The sequence below is a fragment of the Streptomyces sp. NPDC045778 genome, from assembly GCF_056431945.1.
Genome location: NZ_JBWKJZ010000034.1, coordinates 74112 through 94355, shown reverse-complemented (window position 1 = coordinate 94355; position 20244 = coordinate 74112). Strand labels below are relative to the sequence as shown.

Genomic DNA, 20244 nt, shown 5'->3' with positions numbered 1-20244 from the left:
CTCCGACCGCTTTCCGCGCAAGACCGCGAAGCACTTCTTGGCTCCCCCTCTCTCCCCCCCCCCCCCCCCCCCCCCCCCCCCCCCGGGCCCGCCCGTGGGAAGGCCGGGCCCGGCGCCCTTCGCTCGGCGACCGCGCACCCCTTACGGGTTACGGGCAGTAGAACCGGAGCGAAGAGATCCTGTCGTTGAGGTGTGCGTCGGGGGTTCCGAAGGAGTAGTCGGCCTTCAGGCCCCACTTCCACGACGGGGCGAGGTCCAGGTCGGAGGGGTAGAACTCGCCCTTGGGGTCGTCCCAGAACTCCACTTGGCACTGGGAGTTGTTCAACCAGGACGAGACCTGGTTGTCGGCCACCTCCCCGTTCAGGAAACGGATGTTGGTGAGCCTCACTATTTTGTTGTTGCCGCCCGCCGGGGGCGGGGTGACGATCGCCTTCGACCCCGTCCCCCCACCGTTCTGGTAGAGGCAGAGCGCCCACTCCGGGCAGCCGCTGTACGGCGGGTTGTCCGCGGACGCCGGTCCGGCCGAGAGGAGCAGCGTGGCCGCGGCGACCGCGCCTGCGACAGCGGTGGCCGTCAGCTTGAACGACTTCTGTGGCATGGGTTCCTACTTTCTGGGGACGTCTCGACGGACGTGTGGAGGCCTGACCCGCCGCGTGCGGCGGTCAGGCGGTGAACCGCGCTGTCGAGCGACGAGCGAGCGGGAGGAGTCCGGCAGCCACTGAACGGCCGCTCCGCCGGGCCGTGTTCGGTCCGCGTGACGCCGGGCCGTGTTCAGCCTGCGCGACGCCGGGCCGTGCTCGGCCCGCGCGACGGCGGGTCGAAGGTGATACGTGTGACTGCTGACGACACGTTAGCAGAAGATACGTGTGCGGTAGTGCCCGTGTGGGTGTGAGCCGGGCGACGGACAACGGTCAGCGCATGGCGTCGACTTCGAGGACGGCGTCGACGAAGGCCGCGGGTTGCTCCTGAGGGAGGTTGTGCCCGGCGCCCGGCACGACGTGGTGCGCCCAGAGGCCTGAGAAATGGGCGGCGTGTCCGCTGCCGTCGGTCGGCGGGATGACGCCGTCGGCCTGCCCGTCCAGGGTGACCGCGGGGACGGTGATGCGCGGCTGGTCGAGCAGCCTCCGCTCCAGGTCGGCGTACCGGCGGTCTCCCGGGGCGGCCCCCATGCGGTGCCGATAGCTGTGGATCACCACGTCGACGTAGTCCGGGTTGGCCCACAAGGCCGCCGCCTCCGCGAACTCGGCCTCGGTGAAGCGCCATTCGGGCGAGTTGCGACGCCAGACCACACGGGCCAGGCCCTCCCGGTCGCGCTGGAGCCCCTTCCGTCCGCGCTCGGTGAGGAAGTAGAAGAAGTACCAGGAGCCCTCCTCCCGCGCGGGGGACAGCGGTTTTTGGGCGACGGCGAGGTTCTGGATGAGGTAGCCGTTCACGGAGACGAGGCCGGTGCAGCGCTCGGGCCACAGCGCGGCGGCGACGTCACCGGCCCGCCCGCCCCAGTCGTATCCGGCGAACAGGGCCCGGGGAATGCGCAAGGCGTCCATGAAGGCGACCAGGTCCGCGCCGAGCGCCGCCTGCTGGCCGGAGCGGAAGGTGTCCTCGCGCAGGAAGCGGGTCGGTCCGTGGCCGCGCAGATAGGGGAGGTAGCAGCGGTATCCGCTCCGGGCGAGCGCGGGCGCCGCCTCGGCGTAGGAACCGACGGGGCTGAACGGCCAACCGTGCAGGAGGATCACGGGTTTGCCGCGGGCCGGGCCGACGTCGTGATAGGCGATGTCCAGGATGTCGGTGCGGGCCCGGCGCACGGGCCCCAGGTCACGCGCCGCCCGCCCGGTCGAGGCCGTGGCCGCCGCCCCGGCGCCCGCGACACCTCCGCCCGCACTCGCACTCGGTCCAGGGCTCGCCGACGCCTCCCCCACCCTCGCCAGACCGATCGCCCCCGCCGCCGTCACAGCTCGGGTCAGCCCTCGCCTACTGATCATGTCGCTCCTCGCGTTCGATCCGGCGCGTACGAGACCCACGCGCGTTTGTATTCTTGCCCTGCGTCACCACTTTAACCAGTGACGCAGGCTGGTGTCAGCCCTCCATCTCCAGGTCGGCGCACACCACCTTCCCGTCGGCGCACACCACCTCGCGCTCGGCCAACCGCACACACGTGTGACCTGATTTCACCTCACCCCTGCATGGTTGAGCATGCAAGGATTCGCCACCGGCCTCGTCGTACCCATGACCGCGACAGGTCTCGTCCCGCGCGAAAGGCGTCCGTATGTTCATCTCCAGGACGAAACTCCGTGGCACCGCCGCTGCCGCCTGCGTGACCGTGGCCCTGATCGGCCTCGGGGCCGGGGGCGCGAGTGCCGCCGACTGGCCTCCGCTCAAGGAGGGCGCGTACCTCTACTCCGGCACCCACGGAACCGGCACGGTGTCGCCCGTCGACCTCGACGACCTCGGCACGTGCCACACCTTGGCGACGCCGGCCCGCTCCGTCCAGGTCGTCTCCGGCTCCGCGTCCGTCGTGCTGTACACCGGTGCCGGATGCACCGGCTCCTCCCCCTGGGCCACCGGGTCCCTCGCGCAGTCCGACCTCCCCCGGGCGGCGCTGAGTTACCGCGTGGTCCCGGCGTGACCGGGGCGGATCACACGGTGATGGTCTTGTACTCGGTGTAGGTACCGAGGCCGACCGCGCCGAACTCGCGGCCGACGCCGCTCGCCTTGAGGCCGCCGAAGGGGCCGTCGAAGCCGATGGAGGCGCCGTTGACCACGACGGTGCCGGTGCGGATCCGCCGCGCGACCTCCAGGGCGCGCTCCTCGTCGGCGGACCAGACGCCACCGGACAGGCCGTACTCGGATTCGTTGGCGATGCGGACGGCGTCGTCCTCGTCGTCGTAGGGGATGACGACCAGGACCGGGCCGAAGATCTCCTCCTGGGCGACGCGCATGGAGTTGTCGACGTCGGCGAAGACGGTGGGGGTGACGTAGTTGCCCTTCTCCAGGCCCACGGGGATCTGCGGGCCGCCGGTGACCAGGCGGGCGCCCTCCTCGATGCCGATCCGGATGTAGTCGCGTACGCGTCGCTGCTGGTCGGGGCGGATCATCGGGCCGATGAACGTGTCGGGCTCACTCGGGTCGCCGACCTTCAGCGACTCCACCAGTTCCTTGAGCGCGGCCACGACCTCCTCGTACCGCTCCCGGGGGGCCAGGATCCTGCTCTGGGCGATGCACGACTCGCCGTTGTTGAGCAGGGAGGCGAACTTGACGCCCGCCACGGCCTGCCCGATGTCGGCGTCGGGGAGGATGATCGCGGCGGACTTGCCGCCCAGTTCCAGGCTGACCCGCTTGAGCTGCTCCCCGGCGATCGAGGCGATGCGGCGCCCCGCCCGCGTCGAACCGGTGAAGGCGATCTTGTCGACGCCCCCGTGCGACACCAGGTACTCACTCGTCCCGCGATCGGCCGGCAGGACGCTGATCACACCCTCGGGCAGGCCCGTGCGCTCCAGCAGCTCGGCCAGGAGGCCCATGCTCAGCGAGTTCTCCGGGGACACCTTGAGCACCACGGAGTTGCCCGCGACCAGGGCGGGGATGATTTTCGAAGTGGCCGAGGAGAACGGCGAGTTCCAGGGGATGACCGCCGCCACGACGCCGACCGGTTCGCGACGCACGACGCTGCGCACCGGGGACGTGGGGTCGGAGGGAACGAGCGTCTCCTCCCAGGCGAACTCCTCCGCCGCCTTCAGATAGGCGTTCGCCTGCCGGGTCAGGGCGGCCTGTCCGGCGCGGGTGAACCAGTGTGCCGAGCCGTTCTCCAGCGAGATCAGGCTCGCGGCCCGCTCCGCACTCTCCTCACGCAGCGCATTGAACGTCCGCAGGCGCGCGATCCGTTCCTCCGGAGGGGTCAGGCGCCACTCGCCCGCGTCGAAGGACGCCCGCGCGGCGGCCACCGCCCGGTCGACGTCCGCAGGCTGCGCCTGGGCGGCGCGGCCGATCACCGACCGGTCGTGCGGTGACGTGATGTCCAGCAGCTCCGCGTCGCTCGGCTCGACCCAGGAGCCTCCGATGAAGAGCCGACCGTAGGTGAACATGTGTCATCCCTCTTCCCGTGCATTTGATTCGCTGCCGCGCGGTAATTAACTGTCACATCAATGTAGCACTTATGCGTGGCGGGTGTGGTTGCTCGGGCCAGCCGCGGCAGAGCCCGGGCCCACAGTACGTCACCTGTTTGACTGGTGACGAGACTTGTGCGAGTGTCACCGCGTCGACACCCGTCCACACCGCGGGGCCCGCGCCGACGCCACGGAGACATGGCCGCCCCGGCAGGCGCCGCGCTGCTGAGCCGCCGACCCCGTACGGCACATGCACACGTATGGCCACCGCACACGTATGACTACCGAACACGCATGACGACCGAGCACGTACGACGGAGGGCTTCAGATGATCAACAGGCGTACCTTCAGCAAGGCCGTGGGCCTGGGCACCGGAGCTGCGGCCGTCTCCCTGCCCGGCCTGCGCTCCCAGGCGTCCGCCGCGACCCCGCTGGGAGCGGCGGCCCACCCGAAGGACGGCCGCGTGCCCGCCGTCACCCCGGGCACCCACACCGAGTTCGCCCAGCTGAAGCACGTCAGGGCGGGGGCCCTCAACGTCGGTTACGCCGAGGCGGGACCGGCCCACGGGCCGGTCGTCGTGTGTCTGCACGGCTGGCCCTACGACATCCACAGCTACGTCGACGTCGCACCGCTGCTCGCCGGCCTGGGCTACCGCGTGATCGTTCCCTACCTGCGCGGGCACGGCAGCACCCGCTTCCTCTCCGGCCGCACGCCGCGCACCGCCGAACAGTCGGCCGTCGCCCTCGACGTCATCGCCCTGATGGACGCGCTCAAGATCCACCGGGCGGTCCTCGCCGGCTTCGACTGGGGCTCGCGCACCGCCGACATCATCGCCGCGCTGTGGCCCGAGCGCGTCAAGGCCCTGGTCTCCACCGGCGGTTACCTCATCACCGACGTCAAGGCGCAGCAGGAGCCCGCCGCCGCGGCCGTGGAGCACAAGTGGTGGTACCAGTGGTACTTCGCCACCGAGCGCGGCAAGAAGACCATGGAGGACGCGGAGGACCGCATCGCCCTCTGCCGCTACGTGTGGACCCTGGTCTCGCCCACCTGGGACTTCGACGACGCCACCTTCGCGCGCACCGCGCGGGCCTTCCGCAATCCGGACTACGCCGCCATCGTCCTGCACAACTACCGCTGGCGCATCGGGCTCGTCGAGAGCGAGCCCCGCTACGTCCGCTACGAGAAGCGGCTCGCCGCCAGGCCCTCCATCCACGTACCCACCGTCACCCTCGATCCGGCCCTCGACCCCTTCACCCCGCCCGGCGACGGCTCCGCCTACCGCGACCGCTTCACCGGGCCCTACGAGCACCGCGCCATCGCGGACATCGGCCACAACCTGCCGCAGGAAGCACCCACCGCCTTCGCCCAGGCGGTCGTTGACGCCGACCGCCTCTGAGCCCGAGGCCGACCACCCTCCCCGTCCATGCCGCGGCTCCACAGCCAAGGTGCACACCGCTGTGGCGTTAGGTGTCCCAGCTTCCCCAATCCGCGACTAGACTCCCTGGGGTGAGAGCCGACGCAGCGCGCAACCTGGAAGCTGTCCTGACCACCGGGGCCCGCGTGCTCGCCACCGACCCGGGCGCCAGCATCGCCAGCATCGCGGCCGAGGCGGGCGTGGACCGGCGTACGGTCTACCGGCGCTTCGCCTCCCGCGAGGACCTCCTGGCCGCCATCTACGACGCCCGCCTCACGGCCGTCGAGCAGGCCATCGAGGACGCCCGCCTGCGCGAGGCGCCCGTGGCCGTGGCCCTGCACCGCTACGTCGAGAACGTCATCACCGTCAACCGCACCTGGCCCGTCGACCTCGCGCGCATGCTCACCGACGACGCCGTCCGCCGGCGCAGGGACGCGTCCGTCCGTGAGGTCGACGCCTTCCTGCGGCGGGCCACCGAGGACGGCCTCCTGCGCCGGGACAAGCCCGAGGGGTGGGCGAGCGTCCTCCTGCCCCAGCTCATGCACCTGGTGACCCGGCACATGCCGGAGCTGAGCGCCGGTCAGGCGGCGGACGTCGTCGTCGACACCTTGCTCCACGGGCTCGGCGCGTCCTGACACAGGGGCGGCCCGTCCGGCTGTGACAGCGTGCTCCCGCGCGGGTGGGGCGCGCCGACCCGGCGGATACGACACCGGCGTCACGGGGCGGCGCCGGGGCAGGACACGGATGCCCGTGGCAGGACACGGAAAATCGACGGAACCGCGGGGAACGGAATGGGGAGGGGGACGATGGAGCCGCTCGACGGCACCATGGTCGGCCGCGCACGCGAGCGCGCGGCGCTGGCCGAGTTCGTGACGGCCGCCGGCGGCCGGGCTCTGGTGCTGCGAGGTGACACCGGCGTGGGCAAGAGCGCCCTGCTCGACCACGTCGCCGGACTCGCCGCGGCCGAGCACCACCAAGTGGTGCGGGCGGCCGGTGTCGAGGCGGAGTCGGCGCTGCCGTTCGCCGGTCTGCACCAGCTCCTGTACCCGCTGCTGCCCTCCGTCGACCGGCTCGACGACAGCCACCGCGCGATCTTCGACGTCGTCTTCGGCAGGAGCGGCGGGCCGCCTCCCTCCGTCATGACGCTCGGCATCGCCGTGCTCGACCTGCTCTCCCTCGCGGCATCGCGGCGGCCCCTGCTCCTCGCGCTCGACGACGGCCAGTGGTTCGACACCTCCAGCACCGAGGTGTGCGGGTTCGTCGGGCGACGGCTCACCGGCAGCTCGGTCAAGCTCGTCGTCGGTCTGCGCTCCGACGTGCCCTCCGGCTTCGACACGGCCGCACTGCCCCAACTGGCCGTGCCCACCCTGTCGGACGAGGCCTCCGAGCAGCTCCTCGACCTGCGCAGCCCCGGCCTCGCCCCCCGCGTCCGCCGGCTCATCCTGGCCGAGGCCCAGGGCAACCCGCTGGCCCTGCTCGAACTGCCGCCGCACGTCCTGCGCGGCGGCCGGACGGTGGACGGCCCTCAGGAGATACCCGGCTACACCGGCATCCCGCTGCCGCTGCGCCTCCAGCACGTGTACGGCGCCCGCATCGCCGCCCTCGGGGAGAGCGTCCGCGCGGAGCTGCTGCGCGGCGCCCTGGACGGCGTCGGGGCGGGCTCGGTGGCCGGACCCGCCCGCGGCACGCGCTACCGCATGCTGGACGCCGAAGAGGCGGCGGCCTGCGGGCTGCTGGACATCGATCCGCTCAGCGGCGACTTCGTCTTCCGCCACCCCCTGGTCCGTTCGACGGTCGTCCAGACCGCGACCCCCAACCAGCGGCGCGCCGCCCACGCGGCCCTCGCGCACGTGCACCGGGAGGACGTGGAGCGACGCGCCATGCACCTGGCGGCCTCGACGGTCGACCCCGACGAGCGGGTCGCGGCCGTGCTCGAAGCCGCCGCCGACTCCGCCACGCTGCGCGGCGGCTCGCAGGCCGCCGTGTCCTGGATGACCCGCGCCGCGGAGCTGAGCGAGCGGCACGAGGAGCGCTCCCGCAGACTGGGCGACGCGGCGTTCATCGCCGGACAGGCGGGCCTGCTGGACCGCGCCCAGCAACTCGTCGGCTCCGACGCCGCGTCGGGCACCGGCGGATCCCCGGCCTCGGTGCTCGCCTCCGCCTACGGCGCGCTGTACGAGGACGGAGACGTGCGGACCTCCCAGCGCCAGGTCCTCGCGGCGATCGAGAGCATCCGCGACAGCGGCGTACGGGCACCGGACGAGGTGCTCACCCGCCTCGTCAACCTGCTCCTGGCCATCAGCCAGTACGCGAGCGACAGCGCGTCGTGGGAACGGGCGCACGCGCTGCTCGACTCACTGGGCGACGCGGTGCCCCCGAACTCCCGCGTCTACCAGGACGCCTGGGGCGACGTGGTGCGCCGCGGCGCCGGTGTGCACGAGCGGGTGGAGCACGCCCTCGCCGACCCGCGCGGACTCGAACCGTGGGACGTCACCCGGCTGAGCGTGGCCGCGTACCACGTGGACACCCTCAGCCGCTACCGGCCGCACCTCCAGCGCACCGTCGACCGCGAGCTGGAGACCGGGGCCGTGGCGTCGGCCCTCACCATGCTGCACCTGATCATGCTCGACCAGATGGCGGCCGGTGAGTGGGACGAGGCCGAACGCACCGGCAGACGCAACCTGGACCTGACGACGACGCACCACAACGCGCTGTTCGCGCACCACACCCGCGCCTACCTGGGACTGCTCGCCGCGCTGCGCGGGCGCACCGAACAGGCACGCCAGCTCCAAGCCGTCGTCGACGCCTGGGCGCGCCCCCGCGGCGTCGGCTTCCTCACCCAGATCGCCGACGCCATCGGCACCACCGCCGCCCTCACCGAAGGCGACTACGAAGCCGCCTACCTGCACGCCATCGGCATCACCGCCCCCGGCACCTTCACGCCCCACGCCCACCAGGCACCCCGCACCCTCCTCGACCTCGTCGAGGCGGCCCTGCACACCGGGCGCGCCGAGCAGGCGCGCCGCCACGCCCTCGCCGCGCACCACGCCGACCTGCCCGCGATCTCGCCGCGCCTCGCCGTCGTCACCTACGGCGCCCTCGCCATGACGGCCGCCGACCCCGCCGAAGCCGACGCGATGTACCACCGCGCGGAGAGTCACCCCGGCGCGGCCGGCTTCCCCTTCGAGGTCGCCCGCATCCGTCTCGCCCACGGCGTCCGCCTGCGGCACACCCAGGGCCGCCAGGCCGCCCGCTCCCCCCTCACCCTCGCCGCCGACGCCTTCGAACGCCTCGGCACGGCCCCGTGGGCCGAGCGGGCCCGCGCCGAACTGCGTACCGCCGGTGCCGCCGCCACGTCCACGGCACGGCTCGCGGCCCTGACGTGGCAGGAGCGGCGCATCGCGGACCTCGCGGCCGGCGGCCTGACCAACAAGGAGATCGGCGCCCGCATGCACCTGTCGCCACGCACCGTCAGCTCCCACCTCTACCGCGTCTTCCCGAAACTCGGCATCACCTCCCGTGCCGCGCTGCGCGACGCCCTGGCCAAGCTGTCCGACGACCGGAACGCGTGACCGCGTGCTCAGTCCTGCGGGGGGCGGGCGCGGACACCCCGTTCGGCCAGCCAGGCCAGCACGTAGTCGGCGACGGAGCGCCAGCCGCTGTCGATGACGAGCGAGTGGGCCCGGTCCGCGAACTGCTTCAGGTCGGTCACCGCCGTGGAGTCGCCGTACTGCTTGTACGCCGCGCGCGTGACCGCGTCCGGTACGAGCCGGTCCTCCTGCCCGGAGACCAGCAGGAGCGGGCCGCGGCCCGCGTTGCCGACGTCCGCCACGGCGCGCGGGCTGCGGCGCCCCGCACCGCAGCCGAGGTCGGCGAGCAGGCGGAAGGGAGCGGGCACCGCGTAGCGCTCGTAGAGCCGTCGGGACTCCTCCGCCGCGACCGTGTTCGCCACCATCCGGCGGAAGTCCTCCGACGGCAGGGACCAGGACACCGCCGACGCGTCGGTGCCGCCACGGGCGCGGGACAGCAGCCGGGCGTAGGAGGAGGGCAGCGGGATGTCGTTGATCGGGGCGGGGGCGATGGCCACGGCCGCGCGGCCGACGTCGGCGGCGATGAGGTGCTGGGCGATGAGCCCGCCCACCGAGTGCCCGACGATCACAGGGGCGGTGTCGAAGGACCGCACGATGGCGGCGTAGTGGTCGGTGAGCGCGTCCAGATCGATGCGACCGAGCGCGTCCGGCGCCTCGCGCACGCCCCGGGCCGCCGCGGCCTCCCCCGGCCAGCCGGGCGCGAAGGCGAGGAACCCCCGGCTCGCGAAGCGCTCCACCCACGGCTCCCACGACAGCGCGTGCAGCCACACGCCATGGATGAACACGACGGGAGTACGTTTCACGGTGGGGCCCCTCCGAACATGACGACCATCCGGCACCGGCGCGGCGGCGACTGTTCCAGGATCGTTCAGGTGCAGGTCAGGGGCGACAGTCGAATGACTTAATGTTCCCGCCCCACCGCGCGCGCCCCGGGGCGGCGCCAGGAGGGACCACCGGACAAAACCACCTGAGACGGACCACGGCCCGCCGTGCGGGCTCCGTCACGGCGGGTGGATGCCGACGGTCAACTGACGTACGTACGGCGCCCCGCGGGCGGCGAGAGTGGACCGGGCCAGCTGTCGCCGCAGGGAAGGATCCTCGTGTCATGAGCGGCCACCCCCCGGGCATCCGGACCTGCCGACCGGCACGGCACGGGCTGCCGCGGCTCACCCTGGACGCCGAGCGGGTGCTCGGAGTGCGGGTCCGCCGACAGGTCACGGTCGCGTTCGGCTTCGACCCGCAGGCCCCGTTGACCGTGTGCGCGGAGTTCGGCGCCGAGGGCGGCCCGCGCGTGCTGTGGCGCATCGGGCGGGACCTGCTCCGGCAGGGGCTGCGCTCCAGGAGCGGCACCGGTGACGTCCAGATGTGGCCGTCGCACCAGGAGGACCGGGCCACCGCGTGGCTCCAGCTGGCCTCCGGGGACATGGCGGCCCTGTTCGAACTTCCGGCACCGCCGCTCGCGGAGTGGCTGGAGCACACCTACGCGCTCGTCCCGGCTGGTCAGGAACTCTCGTCGGTCGACTGGGATACGACCGCCGCGGACCTCCTGAGCGGCCCGCGAGCCGCGTCCGACTGACGGCGAACGAACTCGGGGCCGCTCAGGGCCTCGAACCCCGGCCGGGCGCGGGACCGCGCCCGGCCTTCGGGTTCTAGTAGGTGGTCACCAGGGGCTTCGTCTCGTCGACGACGTACGTGGAGAGCATCATCGTCGTCACCTTGCCGACGTTGCGGGCGTTGTGGACGGCGCCTTCCGGGATGAAGAACGGGTCGCCCGTCCGCAGCCTCAGGGGCGGCCTGTCGTCGAACTCCATCACCACGTCACCGCGGATGATGAAGCCGACCTCCACTCCGGGGTGGCTGTGCCGTCCCGACTCCTTGTGCCGCGGGATCTGCACGAGCGTCTGCACGGTCTTCCACCCCTTCGCGGGCGAGGGGTGGTCCTGGAGAAGGGTGCGGGTGACCCCACCGGTGGGGTCGGGGTCCCCGCCGGGGTGAGCGGGCGCCCCGTGGGCGGACTCCGCGGCCGAGGCGGTGCCCGACAGGGCGGCCACGCTCAACGCGCCCGCCGCGGCGGCGCCGCTCGTACGCAGAAGACGGCGTCGGTCGATCGTCATGTCTCTCCATTCAGAGAAGGGAAGGGTGGTCGAAATCCAGGGAAAAGAAGGGAAGGGAAGGGTGGGGCGAGGCCGCCCGGACGGATCAGCCGCGGCTGCCGCGCACGTATGGCGGCATACCTTCCGCCCGCGGCTCACATGACTGGCCGTCAAGTGACTGATGCGCGGCATCCGTCCGGTGGCCAAGAGTGGGAGGCGCAGAACTTCGCACCACGAAGGGGAACTCAGTCGTGCACCGTGATCAGTCACCTCTGCGGGCGCGTTCGGCGCCCGGCCCAGTGCCGTCGCTGTTCGTCGACGTCGACTTGATGCTCGACGAGTTCACTCGCCGGCCGATGCGGGCGGCGTTCCACTTCGATCCGGCCGTGCCCGCGGTGATCGACGTCGACTTCCTTGGGGAACACGGGCCGGTGCGCCGGTGGAGCATCGGCCGGGAACTCCTGCACGGCGGCCTGAGGTCCATGAGCGGCCACGGCGAGGTGCGCATGTGGCCGACGCTGCCGGGGCCACGGCGCGCGTCGTGGCTGCTCCTCGAATCGCCGGGGGTGGAGGCCCTGTTCGAGGTGCCCACGGCGCGGCTCGCGCGGTGGCTGGACGCCACCTACCGGCTCGTCCCGGCCGGGGCGGAGCTGGACGGCCTGAACTGGGACGGCTTCCTCCAGGAGCTGCTCGACGGGCCGGGCGCCCCGTCCGCCTGAGCGGTCCGGCGCGGCTCGCAGCGGAAGCTGGAGGCTTCGGCCGGGTCTCCGTGGCCCTGGTAGCGGGACACCCGCGGATAGCCGCACAGGTCGCGGGTGACGCTCCGCCCCTGGGCGTCGACGAGGGTGGCGGGCAGCACCTGGGGAGCCTTGCCGTGCTCGACCCAGGCCCGCAGCGCGCCGAGGTCGTCGGTGGCGCCGTCGCCCTTGTTGAGGCCGCAGTGCGTCGTGCCCGGGGCGAGGAAGAGGCGGTAGAAGCCGTCGACGCGCCCTGCGCCGCCCATCGTCCGCTCGACTTGGCGGCGGTAGGTGACCGTGCCCTGGGCGGGGATGAACTGATCGGCCTGGCCGTGCCAGCTCAGGAGCTTCCCGCCGGACGCGCGGAAGGCGGACAGGTCGGGGTCGCCGGTGCCGATGACCTTGTCGTACTCGGCCTGGGACCGGCGGAACAGCCGGGTGAAGCTCTCGTAGGTGATCGTCGCGACGTCGAACGCCGGCTGTTTCCTCACCCATGTCGCCACCCAGTGGCGGGGCACGGGGAAGGGCTCGCCCTTGACGTCGCCGTGCGCGTCGGGCCCGGTGACGGCGGCCAGGCCCGTCAGGTCGGCGCCGATGGGGACGCCTGGCCACAGCTTCTGTCCCGACGTGGTGCGCGGGCCGTCCCAGATCCTGCGGACCACGGCCGCGTCGGCCGCTGTGACGGTCGACTCCCGGCCGTCGCAGATGATTTTGCTGCCGATCAGCTTGCGGGGGTCGAAGTCACACCGGGCGGCGTCGTTCACCAGGCCGTCCCTGACGCCGTCGCGCGGGTCGCAGGCCTTGACCGCGGCGTCGGTGAAGGCCTTGAAGGCGCAGCCGGACGGGTAGGTCTTCTCGTTGTTCATGACCACCTGCGGCCACAGCGTGGCGACCTCGAACTCGTCCCAGTTGACGGCGGGCGCGTTGGCGAGGATGCCGTCGTAGTCGTCGGGGTGGCGCTGGGCCTCCATGTAGCCCTGGCGTCCGCCGGTGGAGCAGCCGTTGAAGTAGGAGAAGGAGGCGGGCCTGCCGTAGACCGCGGCGACGGACTGCTTGCCGACGACGGCCGCCTCGTGCTGGGAGCGGGAGGCGAAGTTCGTCAGGAGCGCGGTGTTGACCCGGCCGTCGGCGCGCAGCCCCCAGCCGACGTCCAGGACGTCGCCGACGCCCGCGTCGGTCGTGGTCGCCGCGTAGCCGTTCTTGACCGCGCCTGCCAGGCCGACGCCGTTGTCCCCGGCCGCGTAGGCGCTGCCGCCGAACGCCTGGAAGCGTCCGTTCCAGCCCTGCACGGGCAGCCACGTCCGCACCTTGGCGTGGTCGTCCGCGCCGGGGTGGGTGAGGGTGACCGTCACCTCGCAGTAGGCGGGGACGCCGGTGACCGTGCCGCCCAGGACGCCGCTGCCGTGCACGGTGCCGCCCGGCTCGCGGGCCGCCGTCACGGACTCCACCTCGGCACCGGCCGGGGCCCGCACGGACGGTGCGGTGCACGCGGCCTGCGCAGCACCGGGGTTTGCACCGGGGTTGCCTAAAGGAGCCGCAGCCGCGGGCGGCAGGCAGACCGACGCGGCCAGCGGGACACCGGCCGCGAGGACGGTCAGAAGTCGTCTCATGGGTTGTCCCCTCCGAGGGGGTAGATGTGCGTGAACGCACAGCGACATACGTCAGCGCGCAGTGACACACCTGGCGCGGACTTCGACACACGTTCGTGACACCGGAACATGTACGCGCGCGCCAGCGGACTCCCTCGAGAATATCACCGGTTAAGTCGGTGACGGAAGAGCATGGCGGCACGGAGATACCGGAAGACGCGAGACGCCCGGTCCGGCGAACCGGAGTTCGCCGGACCGGGCGCGTAACCCGCAGCCGGGCTCAGGAGTGGTAGTCACGCAGGAACAGGGAGGGAGCGGGATCGGTCCGGGAGGCGTTGACGCCGTCGTCCCGGCTGTAGTCGTTGCCCTCGTTGTCCGCCCAGTCCTGGATGGGGCCGCCCCCGGTCCTCAAGTGCCGGAAGTCGCTCGCGTCCCCGGAGCCGGAACCGAACTGGTACACCCGGGAGGTGTCCGCGTACGGCCAGTAGGGCGCGAAGGGGCCTCCTGACGTGGTCTGTTTGGTCAGGGTGTTACGGAAGAAGACGTTCTGCGGCCCACTGGAACCGGACCAGCCGATGCCCTTGCTGCCCGCGGCCCAGTAGATCGGCCACCAGGTGCCCTTGTCCCCTGCCCCGCCTTCGCCGCCGCAGTTGGTCTCGCACGCGCCGGAGGAGTGGTTGTAGGGCACCCGCACGGTGTTGTTCTCGAACAGGTTGCGGCGCTCCCACCCGCCGTGCAGGTTCAGGTCGGAGTCGAGGTCGTTGCCGAGGGCCACGTTGCCGGACGACGACCACTGGAAGGTGAAGTGCCGCAGGTTGCGGCTGGTGTTGAAGGCGTACAGGGAGTCCCAGACGCGGGAGCCGCGCAGATAGCCGTTGCCCCCCTTGCCCTTGTTCCAGGCGCCGTCGAAGACATTGCGCTCGACCTGGACGTTCCTGGCCACCTCGGTGACCACCGGGTGCGAGCCCACCATGTCCGCGCGCACGCCCCGCACCCAGGAGTCGGAGGCCCACTTGAAGACGATGCCGTGCATGGCGTACTCGGGCGCCATGTTGCCGTAGTTGTGGACCGCCTGCTCCGGGCTGAGGTGGTACGTCCCGCCGCGGAGCTTGGGCAGGCCGTTGATGTCCTGGGTGAACGAGAAGTCCTCGAAGCCCACATCAGTGATCGTCTTCAGCGCGGTGACCTTGCTGGTGTAGGGCTTGCCGCCCACCCCCAGCGGCGGCGAGCCGTCGGAGGTGGAGTCGACCGGGACGTCGAACTCCAGCGGCTTGTCGATCGTGACCGTGTGCTTGCCCGCGTCCACGGAGGCGATGGTGAACACCTGCTGGCGCATGTGCAGGTTCTCCAGGCGGCCATCGTCCGGCGCGGCCCCTGCGACCTCCTGCGACTGATAGAACTTCAAGCTGTTGGCCGCGCCGACCCACAGGTCGCCGCCCGGCTTGAAGGCGTCCATCTTCGCCTTGGCGTTCAGCTGGATGACCCGGCCGCCCTTGCGCGCGGCGTAGGCGGAGTCTCCGGATGACCCGGCCACGGCGACACCCGACTCCCAGTGCTGGTTGACGGAGCCCTCGAAGAGGTCACGCCGGTTCTCCGGGATCTTGGAGGGGTAGCCGCAGATCTTCAGGTACTTCTCGGCGACCTCACGCGTCTGGACCCGGAAGAGGCCACGGCCGGGCCAGATCCAGCCGCCCGTACCGACGTTGTTGCCGGTCGTGAACTCGCACTTGTGGGTCATCCCGCCCTGGTCCCAGCGCTCGCCCTTCTCCGTCAGGGTGTCGTAGCGGGTGTTCTCGTCGGGGCGGAAGACGATCCGCGAGCCGCCGGCCGGGTCCGACCCCTGCCCCCGGATCACCAGGTAGGAGGCGTCCACGGAGAGCTGCTTGCTGACGTTGAGCACACCCTTGGGCAACTCGATCACAGACAGCTTGCGCGAACTCGCGCCGGGCGTGCAGGACTCGCGGATCCGGTCGATGGCGGCCTGCAACCCGGCGGTGTCGTCCTTCCCGTCGCCGGCACGCACGTCGTATCGCTCCTGAAGCGCGGACGGCGTGATGTGGCACGTGGGGTCGGAGGTATGGAAGGCGGCACCGGGCAGCACCTCGCCGCCCCGGTACCCGGCCCGGCTCCAGTCCGGCAGCCCGGCCACGGGGGCGCGGCGGTTGCTCTTGCTCAGCACAGTGCCGTTGTCGAGCGAACCGTCGACGTCCCCGGGGCTGCCGGACGGCTTGCCCACGCAGGACGAGAACACCGGGGACTCACCGAGCTTCCCCGCGATCTTCGTCAGACAAGCGGCCAGGGCCTGCTGGCCGTAGCGGTTGGGGTGGACGGCCTCCTGCTGATTGCCCTGGGCCTGCCAGGGCAGGTCCTTGAGGCCCTCGACGAGGTACGGCACCCATCGCACCCACTCGGCGTGGTCGGCGCCGAGCGGGGAGGCCAGGGTGTGGTCCTTGGACGCCTGCCGCGTCGACCGGCTGCACAGCTCGTGCCCGGCGAACGCGTCCTGGAGGTCCAGGAAGGACACCCTCGCCTCGTTCGCCGCACCGCGCAGCATGGCGCTGATCCGGGGCACCACGGAGGTGTGCGCCCAGTCGCTGTCCGCGTCCAGGAAGGGGCAGCCCCCGTTCAGGTACCGGCTGTAGTTGGCCGGCGGGACGGGCGCGTTCTCCGGGTCGCGGTAGTCACGGCCGAGCGGCAGCGGGTTGGGGTAGGACTGGAGCACGATCTGGTACGTGCCGTCCTCCTGGCCCGCCTCGCGCAGCGCCCCGCGGATCGCCTCGACGGACTTCACGACCTTGTCCCGCACCGGGCCGAGCCCTTCGGAGAACTCCTTCTCCTTGGCGCCGCGGCAGCCCTTGTTGAACAGCGACGGGTAGAAGTACGCCTTCGCGCAGTCCTGGAGGATGTCGGCGAACTTCAGGTCGTTGCCGCCGACCGACAGCACGACCAGGCGCACGTCGTTGTCCCGCGCGATGTCGCGCAGCTCCTCGACCTGGGGCCGCTGGCCCTTGAACCCGGTCGAGGTGACGTTCTCCGTCGTCGCGCCGGAGCAGGCGATGTTGAACCGCCGCTCCAGCGGTACGCCGTCGTAGGCCAAGCCCTTGATCTCGGCGGAGTCGGAGCGGTCGCACGCGCTGCCGCCCTTGTCGTACGACGTGTCGCCGTAGACCGCCTTCGGGTCGTGGTCGCAGACGCTCTCCTCGCCGTTGCAGTTCACCGCGGCCCGGTCGGTGCCCCACGCGGAGCCGACCGCGGACGCCGCGGCGTTGCCTGCCCACCGGCCGGCCTCACCGGAGATGTAGCTGTCGCCCATGGAGACGACCGCCGCCGGCGGACCACAGGCGTCGGCCCCCGCGGCCCGTGCGACCCGGCGTGCCGTTGGGTTGTAGGTGGTGTCGTACTGGAAGTCCCATGCGGTCTTGCAGTTCGCGGCGCGCGTCGAGGCGAACCGCACGGGCCAGTGGTCGGACTCGCCCTTCTGCGCGCTGCGGGTCACGACGAGGTTCTCCAGCTGCTCACTGGCGACCAGGTAGTCGAGCGCGTAGCCGGACTGCTGCGTCTCCACGGGTGTGCCGCCCGGTTTCCCGTCCTGCGCCGCGTAGAACGTGTGGGGAAATCTGCCGCGGCTGGTGCCCGCGAGGCTGTTGAAGTCGCCCAGCGCCCGCCACCGCTTGCCGTCCATCCGCTGCGTGATCGTGTCGATCAGGGCGGTGGCGTGCGGATTGGGCTTGTCGTTGGTACGGATGGACGCGGCGTGGATGTCGAAGTACCAGGTGCCGCCCACTTCCACGCCGAACGCGGGGCGGGTCCTGATCCACTTGTTCTTCGCGTCGTCGGCGGGAAAGATCTTCACCCGGGACTTGAGGTCGCCGAGTTCCTGAGGCACCTGGCGCAGCCAGATCGCCATCGACTTCTGGGTGTTGCGGTCCTTGTCCGGTTTGGCGGGGTCCCCTTCGTCCGTCTCCTCCTCGTCACCGGAGTCGGAGTCGGCGCCGGGCGCGGGGCCCCAGGCCGCCTTGTCCAGGATCTTCAGATAGAGCAGGACCCCGTCCGGCTGCCGCTTGCCCTGACCTCCCCACTTCTTGGCGTACAGGCGGTACTTCAGGCCGGGAAAGCCCCCCGGAGTCTTCGCCGTGTCGTCCAAGTTGTCGGTGAGCACCTCGGCCTTCTTGATGAAGTCACTGTCGGGAGGCGTCGTGGCCTCCTGTAGGGCCACCACGTCCGCGTTGGGGACCAGTTTCGTCCTGACGTCGTACCACGAGGTGCCGCCCTGCATGTTGAACGTCACGGCCGTCTCGCCGACGGGCTCGGCCGCGCGCGCCGCCGGGGGCGCGAACAGCGTGACGAGCGAGGCCAGCAGGGCCAGGCAGAGGGCCGGCGCCACGGCACCGGCCCGCCAGGGACCAGGTCTGTGCCGGGACCCGCGTCCCGGCGTGCGTATGGACAACTGTCCGTCTCTCTTTCCTCGGGTTCGGCGACGCGCCGTGCGTTCCGGCAGGTTCCGGAAGGTGAAGTGCGGCGGTGCACAGTCCGCCCAGGTGTCGGCCCGGCGCGGCTGGACACCAGCCGGGCGATGACACACGTGTGACCACATGTGAGTGATCGGAATCGTAACCTGTTCAGTGGGTGACGATGCTGGCACGGCCTCTTCGCGCCGTCAACGGACCGACGCGGCGTCAACAAGCTGTCCCTGCACGGCCGGACGGTCCGGGCGCCCCCGGCTGGACGGCCCGGGTGCCGCGGCCGGGCGGCCCGGATGCCGCCGGTTCACATACGCGGGTACCGGGTACGTCGACACGTGTCGCGGGCAGCCGTTCGACACCTGCTACGCTGTGCGCGACTTGGACCGCTTCATCGAGTGATCGAGGAGTTGCAGACATGGTGGGTGACGACGACATCTCCGGATGAGACCCGGATATGACCGGCCGCCGGACGACGCTACTGACGCGTGTGGGCCGTGGCCGTCTCTTGTCGTACCCCCTTGTCCCGCACCTGCCAGGGCAGAGGTCTGTCTGCCCGTCACCTGTCTGAGGTCACCTCCATGTCCGACGCCGCTGTCGTCTGCTCGAACGTCTCCTTCGCCTGGCCCGACAACACCCCCGTCTTCCACGACCTGTCCTTCACCCTGAGCGCCGGCCGCACCGGACTGGTCGCCCCCAACGGCTCCGGCAAGAGCACCCTGCTCAAACTCATCGCCGGTCACCTCAAGCCCGCCACCGGCACCCTCAACACCCGGGGCACCCTCGGCTACCTCCCCCAGCACCTGCCCCTGAGCAGCACCCTCACCGTCGCCCAGGTCCTGGGCATCGACGCGGTCATCCACGCCCTGAACGCCGTGGAGTCCGGCGACGTACGCGAGGAGCACTTCACCACCATCGGCGAGGACTGGGACATCGAAGAGCGCACCCGCGCCCACCTCGACCGGCTCGGCCTGTCCCACCTCTCCCTGCAACGCAGCCTGGGCACACTCAGCGGCGGCCAGATCGTCTCCCTGGGTCTGGCCGCCCAGCTCCTCAAACGCCCCGAGGTCCTGCTCCTTGACGAGCCCACCAACAACCTCGACCGCGCCGCCCGCCACCAGCTCCACGACGCCCTGGCGGACTTCACCGGCTGCCTGCTCCTGGTCAGCCACGACCGCGCCCTGCTGGACCGCATGGACCGCGTCGCCGAACTCCACAGCGGCGAACTGCGCTTGTACGGCGGCAACTTCACCGCGTACGAAGAGGCCGTGCGCGCCGAACAGGAGACCGCCGAGAAGAACATCCGCAACGCCGAGCAGGAGCTGAAGCGCGAAAAGCGCGAGCTGCAACAGGCCCGCGAACGCGCCGAGCGCCGCCAGAGCAACGCCGCCCGCAACCTCAGCAACGCCGGCCTGCCCCGCATCTTCGCCGGCACCATGAAACGCGGCGCCCAGGAATCCGCAGGCCGGGCGGGTCAGATGCACGCCACCCGCGTCCACCAGGCCAAAACCCGCCTGGAGGAAGCCGAACGCACCCTGCGCCAGGAACAACACCTCACCCTGGAGCTGCCCGACACCCAGGTGCCCGCCGGGCGCGACCTCTTCCTGGGCCAGGGGATGCAGGTCCACCACGCCGGTCAGAGCGTGTTCGCCGACGGCGGCGTCGACCTGAGCGTGCGCGGTCCCGAGCGCATCGCGCTGACCGGGCCCAACGGCGCGGGCAAGACCACCCTGCTGCGCCTGGTCACCGGCGAACTCGTGCCGGACGGCGCGGAGGTCAGGCGTCACGACGGCCGGGTCGCCTACCTCTCCCAGCGCCTGGACCTGCTGGACACCGAGCGCACCGTGGCACAGAACTTCGCCGCGTTCGCCCCCCAGCGGCCCGAGGCGGAACGGATGAACCTGCTCGCCCGCTTCCTCTTCCGTGGCCCGCGCGCCCACCTGCCCGTCGGGGTCCTCTCCGGCGGCGAGCGGCTGCGCGCCACCCTGGCCTGCGTGTTGTGCGCCGAACCCGCCCCCCACCTGCTCCTGCTCGACGAACCCACCAACAACCTCGACCTCATCAGCACCCAGCAGCTCGAAAGCGCCCTCAACGCCTACCAAGGCGCCTTCATCGTCATCAGCCACGACGAACGCTTCCTCACCCAGATCGGAGTGAACCGCTGGCTGCGCCTGGCAGACGGAGAACTCAAGGAGACCGGAGCCCCCGAAGTGTGAGGCACGAGGTGGGCGGAGGCCTGAACGGTGGCGGGGCCGCGCGATCCG

At 71.5% G+C, this 20244-nt stretch carries 14 protein-coding genes; 7 read left to right on the top strand and 7 right to left on the bottom strand.

Annotated features, from left to right (window positions below; all coding sequences use genetic code 11):
* Positions 1-148: 148 nt before the first annotated feature.
* Positions 149-598: a peptidase inhibitor family I36 protein gene (locus tag AC07GB_RS32795; protein WP_478851886.1), complete on the bottom strand. Its 450-nt coding sequence runs from the start codon at positions 596-598 to the stop codon at positions 149-151.
* Positions 599-911: 313 nt separating this feature from the next.
* Positions 912-1979, bottom strand: a complete 1068-nt coding sequence (locus AC07GB_RS32790; protein ID WP_478851884.1) for an alpha/beta fold hydrolase — start codon at positions 1977-1979, stop codon at positions 912-914.
* 284 nt (positions 1980-2263) lie between these two features.
* On the opposite strand from AC07GB_RS32790, the gene AC07GB_RS32785 reads away from it, so the two are divergent.
* Positions 2264-2623 (top strand): hypothetical protein, encoded by a 360-nt coding sequence (locus AC07GB_RS32785; RefSeq protein ID WP_478851882.1) that lies wholly within the window; start codon positions 2264-2266, stop codon positions 2621-2623.
* Between the two features lie 10 nt (positions 2624-2633).
* Here the strand turns inward: AC07GB_RS32785 and AC07GB_RS32780 are convergent, their stop codons facing one another.
* A complete protein-coding gene (locus tag AC07GB_RS32780) occupies positions 2634-4076 on the bottom strand; it encodes an aldehyde dehydrogenase (RefSeq protein ID WP_478851880.1) in 1443 nt (480 codons plus the stop codon).
* 349 nt (positions 4077-4425) lie between these two features.
* Here AC07GB_RS32780 and AC07GB_RS32775 point away from each other — a divergent pair, with 349 nt between their 5' ends.
* From AC07GB_RS32775 to AC07GB_RS32765, 3 genes are all read left to right on the top strand, one after another.
* Complete coding sequence (locus tag AC07GB_RS32775; RefSeq protein ID WP_478851878.1) at positions 4426-5493, top strand: alpha/beta fold hydrolase; 1068 nt, start codon at positions 4426-4428, stop codon at positions 5491-5493.
* Between the two features lie 164 nt (positions 5494-5657).
* On the top strand, positions 5658-6146 hold the full coding sequence (locus AC07GB_RS32770; protein ID WP_478851892.1) for a TetR/AcrR family transcriptional regulator: 489 nt from the start codon (positions 5658-5660) through the stop codon (positions 6144-6146).
* 171 nt (positions 6147-6317) lie between these two features.
* A complete protein-coding gene (locus AC07GB_RS32765; protein WP_478851876.1) occupies positions 6318-9083 on the top strand; it encodes an ATP-binding protein in 2766 nt (921 codons plus the stop codon).
* Between the two features lie 8 nt (positions 9084-9091).
* On the opposite strand, the gene AC07GB_RS32760 is transcribed toward AC07GB_RS32765, so the two are convergent.
* Positions 9092-9904: an alpha/beta hydrolase gene (locus AC07GB_RS32760; RefSeq protein WP_478851874.1), complete on the bottom strand. Its 813-nt coding sequence runs from the start codon at positions 9902-9904 to the stop codon at positions 9092-9094.
* Positions 9905-10206: 302 nt separating this feature from the next.
* Here AC07GB_RS32760 and AC07GB_RS32755 point away from each other — a divergent pair, with 302 nt between their 5' ends.
* A complete protein-coding gene (locus tag AC07GB_RS32755) occupies positions 10207-10677 on the top strand; it encodes an SsgA family sporulation/cell division regulator (RefSeq protein ID WP_478851872.1) in 471 nt (156 codons plus the stop codon).
* Between the two features lie 73 nt (positions 10678-10750).
* On the opposite strand, the gene AC07GB_RS32750 is transcribed toward AC07GB_RS32755, so the two are convergent.
* Complete coding sequence (locus AC07GB_RS32750) at positions 10751-11215, bottom strand: cupin domain-containing protein (RefSeq protein WP_478851870.1); 465 nt, start codon at positions 11213-11215, stop codon at positions 10751-10753.
* A 230-nt stretch (positions 11216-11445) separates the two neighbouring features.
* Here AC07GB_RS32750 and AC07GB_RS32745 point away from each other — a divergent pair, with 230 nt between their 5' ends.
* A complete protein-coding gene (locus AC07GB_RS32745; protein WP_478851868.1) occupies positions 11446-11913 on the top strand; it encodes an SsgA family sporulation/cell division regulator in 468 nt (155 codons plus the stop codon).
* On the opposite strand, the gene AC07GB_RS32740 is transcribed toward AC07GB_RS32745, so the two are convergent.
* Together AC07GB_RS32740 and AC07GB_RS32735 are read right to left on the bottom strand one after the other, a co-directional pair.
* Positions 11817-13541, bottom strand: coding sequence for a tannase/feruloyl esterase family alpha/beta hydrolase (locus tag AC07GB_RS32740; protein WP_478851866.1), 1725 nt, complete (start codon positions 13539-13541; stop codon positions 11817-11819). The two genes, AC07GB_RS32745 and AC07GB_RS32740, sit on opposite strands and share 97 nt — an antisense overlap.
* Before the next feature lie 259 nt (positions 13542-13800).
* Complete coding sequence (locus AC07GB_RS32735) at positions 13801-17904, bottom strand: GDSL-type esterase/lipase family protein (RefSeq protein WP_478851864.1); 4104 nt, start codon at positions 17902-17904, stop codon at positions 13801-13803.
* A 657-nt stretch (positions 17905-18561) separates the two neighbouring features.
* Here AC07GB_RS32735 and abc-f point away from each other — a divergent pair.
* Entirely contained in the window at positions 18562-20196 is a 1635-nt protein-coding gene (gene abc-f / locus AC07GB_RS32730) for a ribosomal protection-like ABC-F family protein (RefSeq protein ID WP_478851862.1), read from the top strand.
* The last annotated feature ends 48 nt before the right edge of the window (positions 20197-20244 follow it).

Bases quoted from the DNA above. Each gene is read 5' to 3' on its own strand.
- AC07GB_RS32790 (WP_478851884.1), bottom strand. From the start codon at position 1,979: ATGATCAGTAGGCGAGGGCTGACCCGAGCTGTGACGGCGGCGGGGGCG.
- AC07GB_RS32775 (WP_478851878.1), top strand. From the start codon at position 4,426: ATGATCAACAGGCGTACCTTCAGCAAGGCCGTGGGCCTGGGCACCGGA.
- AC07GB_RS32780 (WP_478851880.1), bottom strand. From the start codon at position 4,076: ATGTTCACCTACGGTCGGCTCTTCATCGGAGGCTCCTGGGTCGAGCCG.
- AC07GB_RS32795 (WP_478851886.1), bottom strand. From the start codon at position 598: ATGCCACAGAAGTCGTTCAAGCTGACGGCCACCGCTGTCGCAGGCGCG.
- AC07GB_RS32765 (WP_478851876.1), top strand. From the start codon at position 6,318: ATGGAGCCGCTCGACGGCACCATGGTCGGCCGCGCACGCGAGCGCGCG.
- AC07GB_RS32755 (WP_478851872.1), top strand. From the start codon at position 10,207: ATGAGCGGCCACCCCCCGGGCATCCGGACCTGCCGACCGGCACGGCAC.
- AC07GB_RS32785 (WP_478851882.1), top strand. From the start codon at position 2,264: ATGTTCATCTCCAGGACGAAACTCCGTGGCACCGCCGCTGCCGCCTGC.
- AC07GB_RS32740 (WP_478851866.1), bottom strand. From the start codon at position 13,541: ATGAGACGACTTCTGACCGTCCTCGCGGCCGGTGTCCCGCTGGCCGCG.
- abc-f (WP_478851862.1), top strand. From the start codon at position 18,562: ATGTCCGACGCCGCTGTCGTCTGCTCGAACGTCTCCTTCGCCTGGCCC.
- AC07GB_RS32750 (WP_478851870.1), bottom strand. From the start codon at position 11,215: ATGACGATCGACCGACGCCGTCTTCTGCGTACGAGCGGCGCCGCCGCG.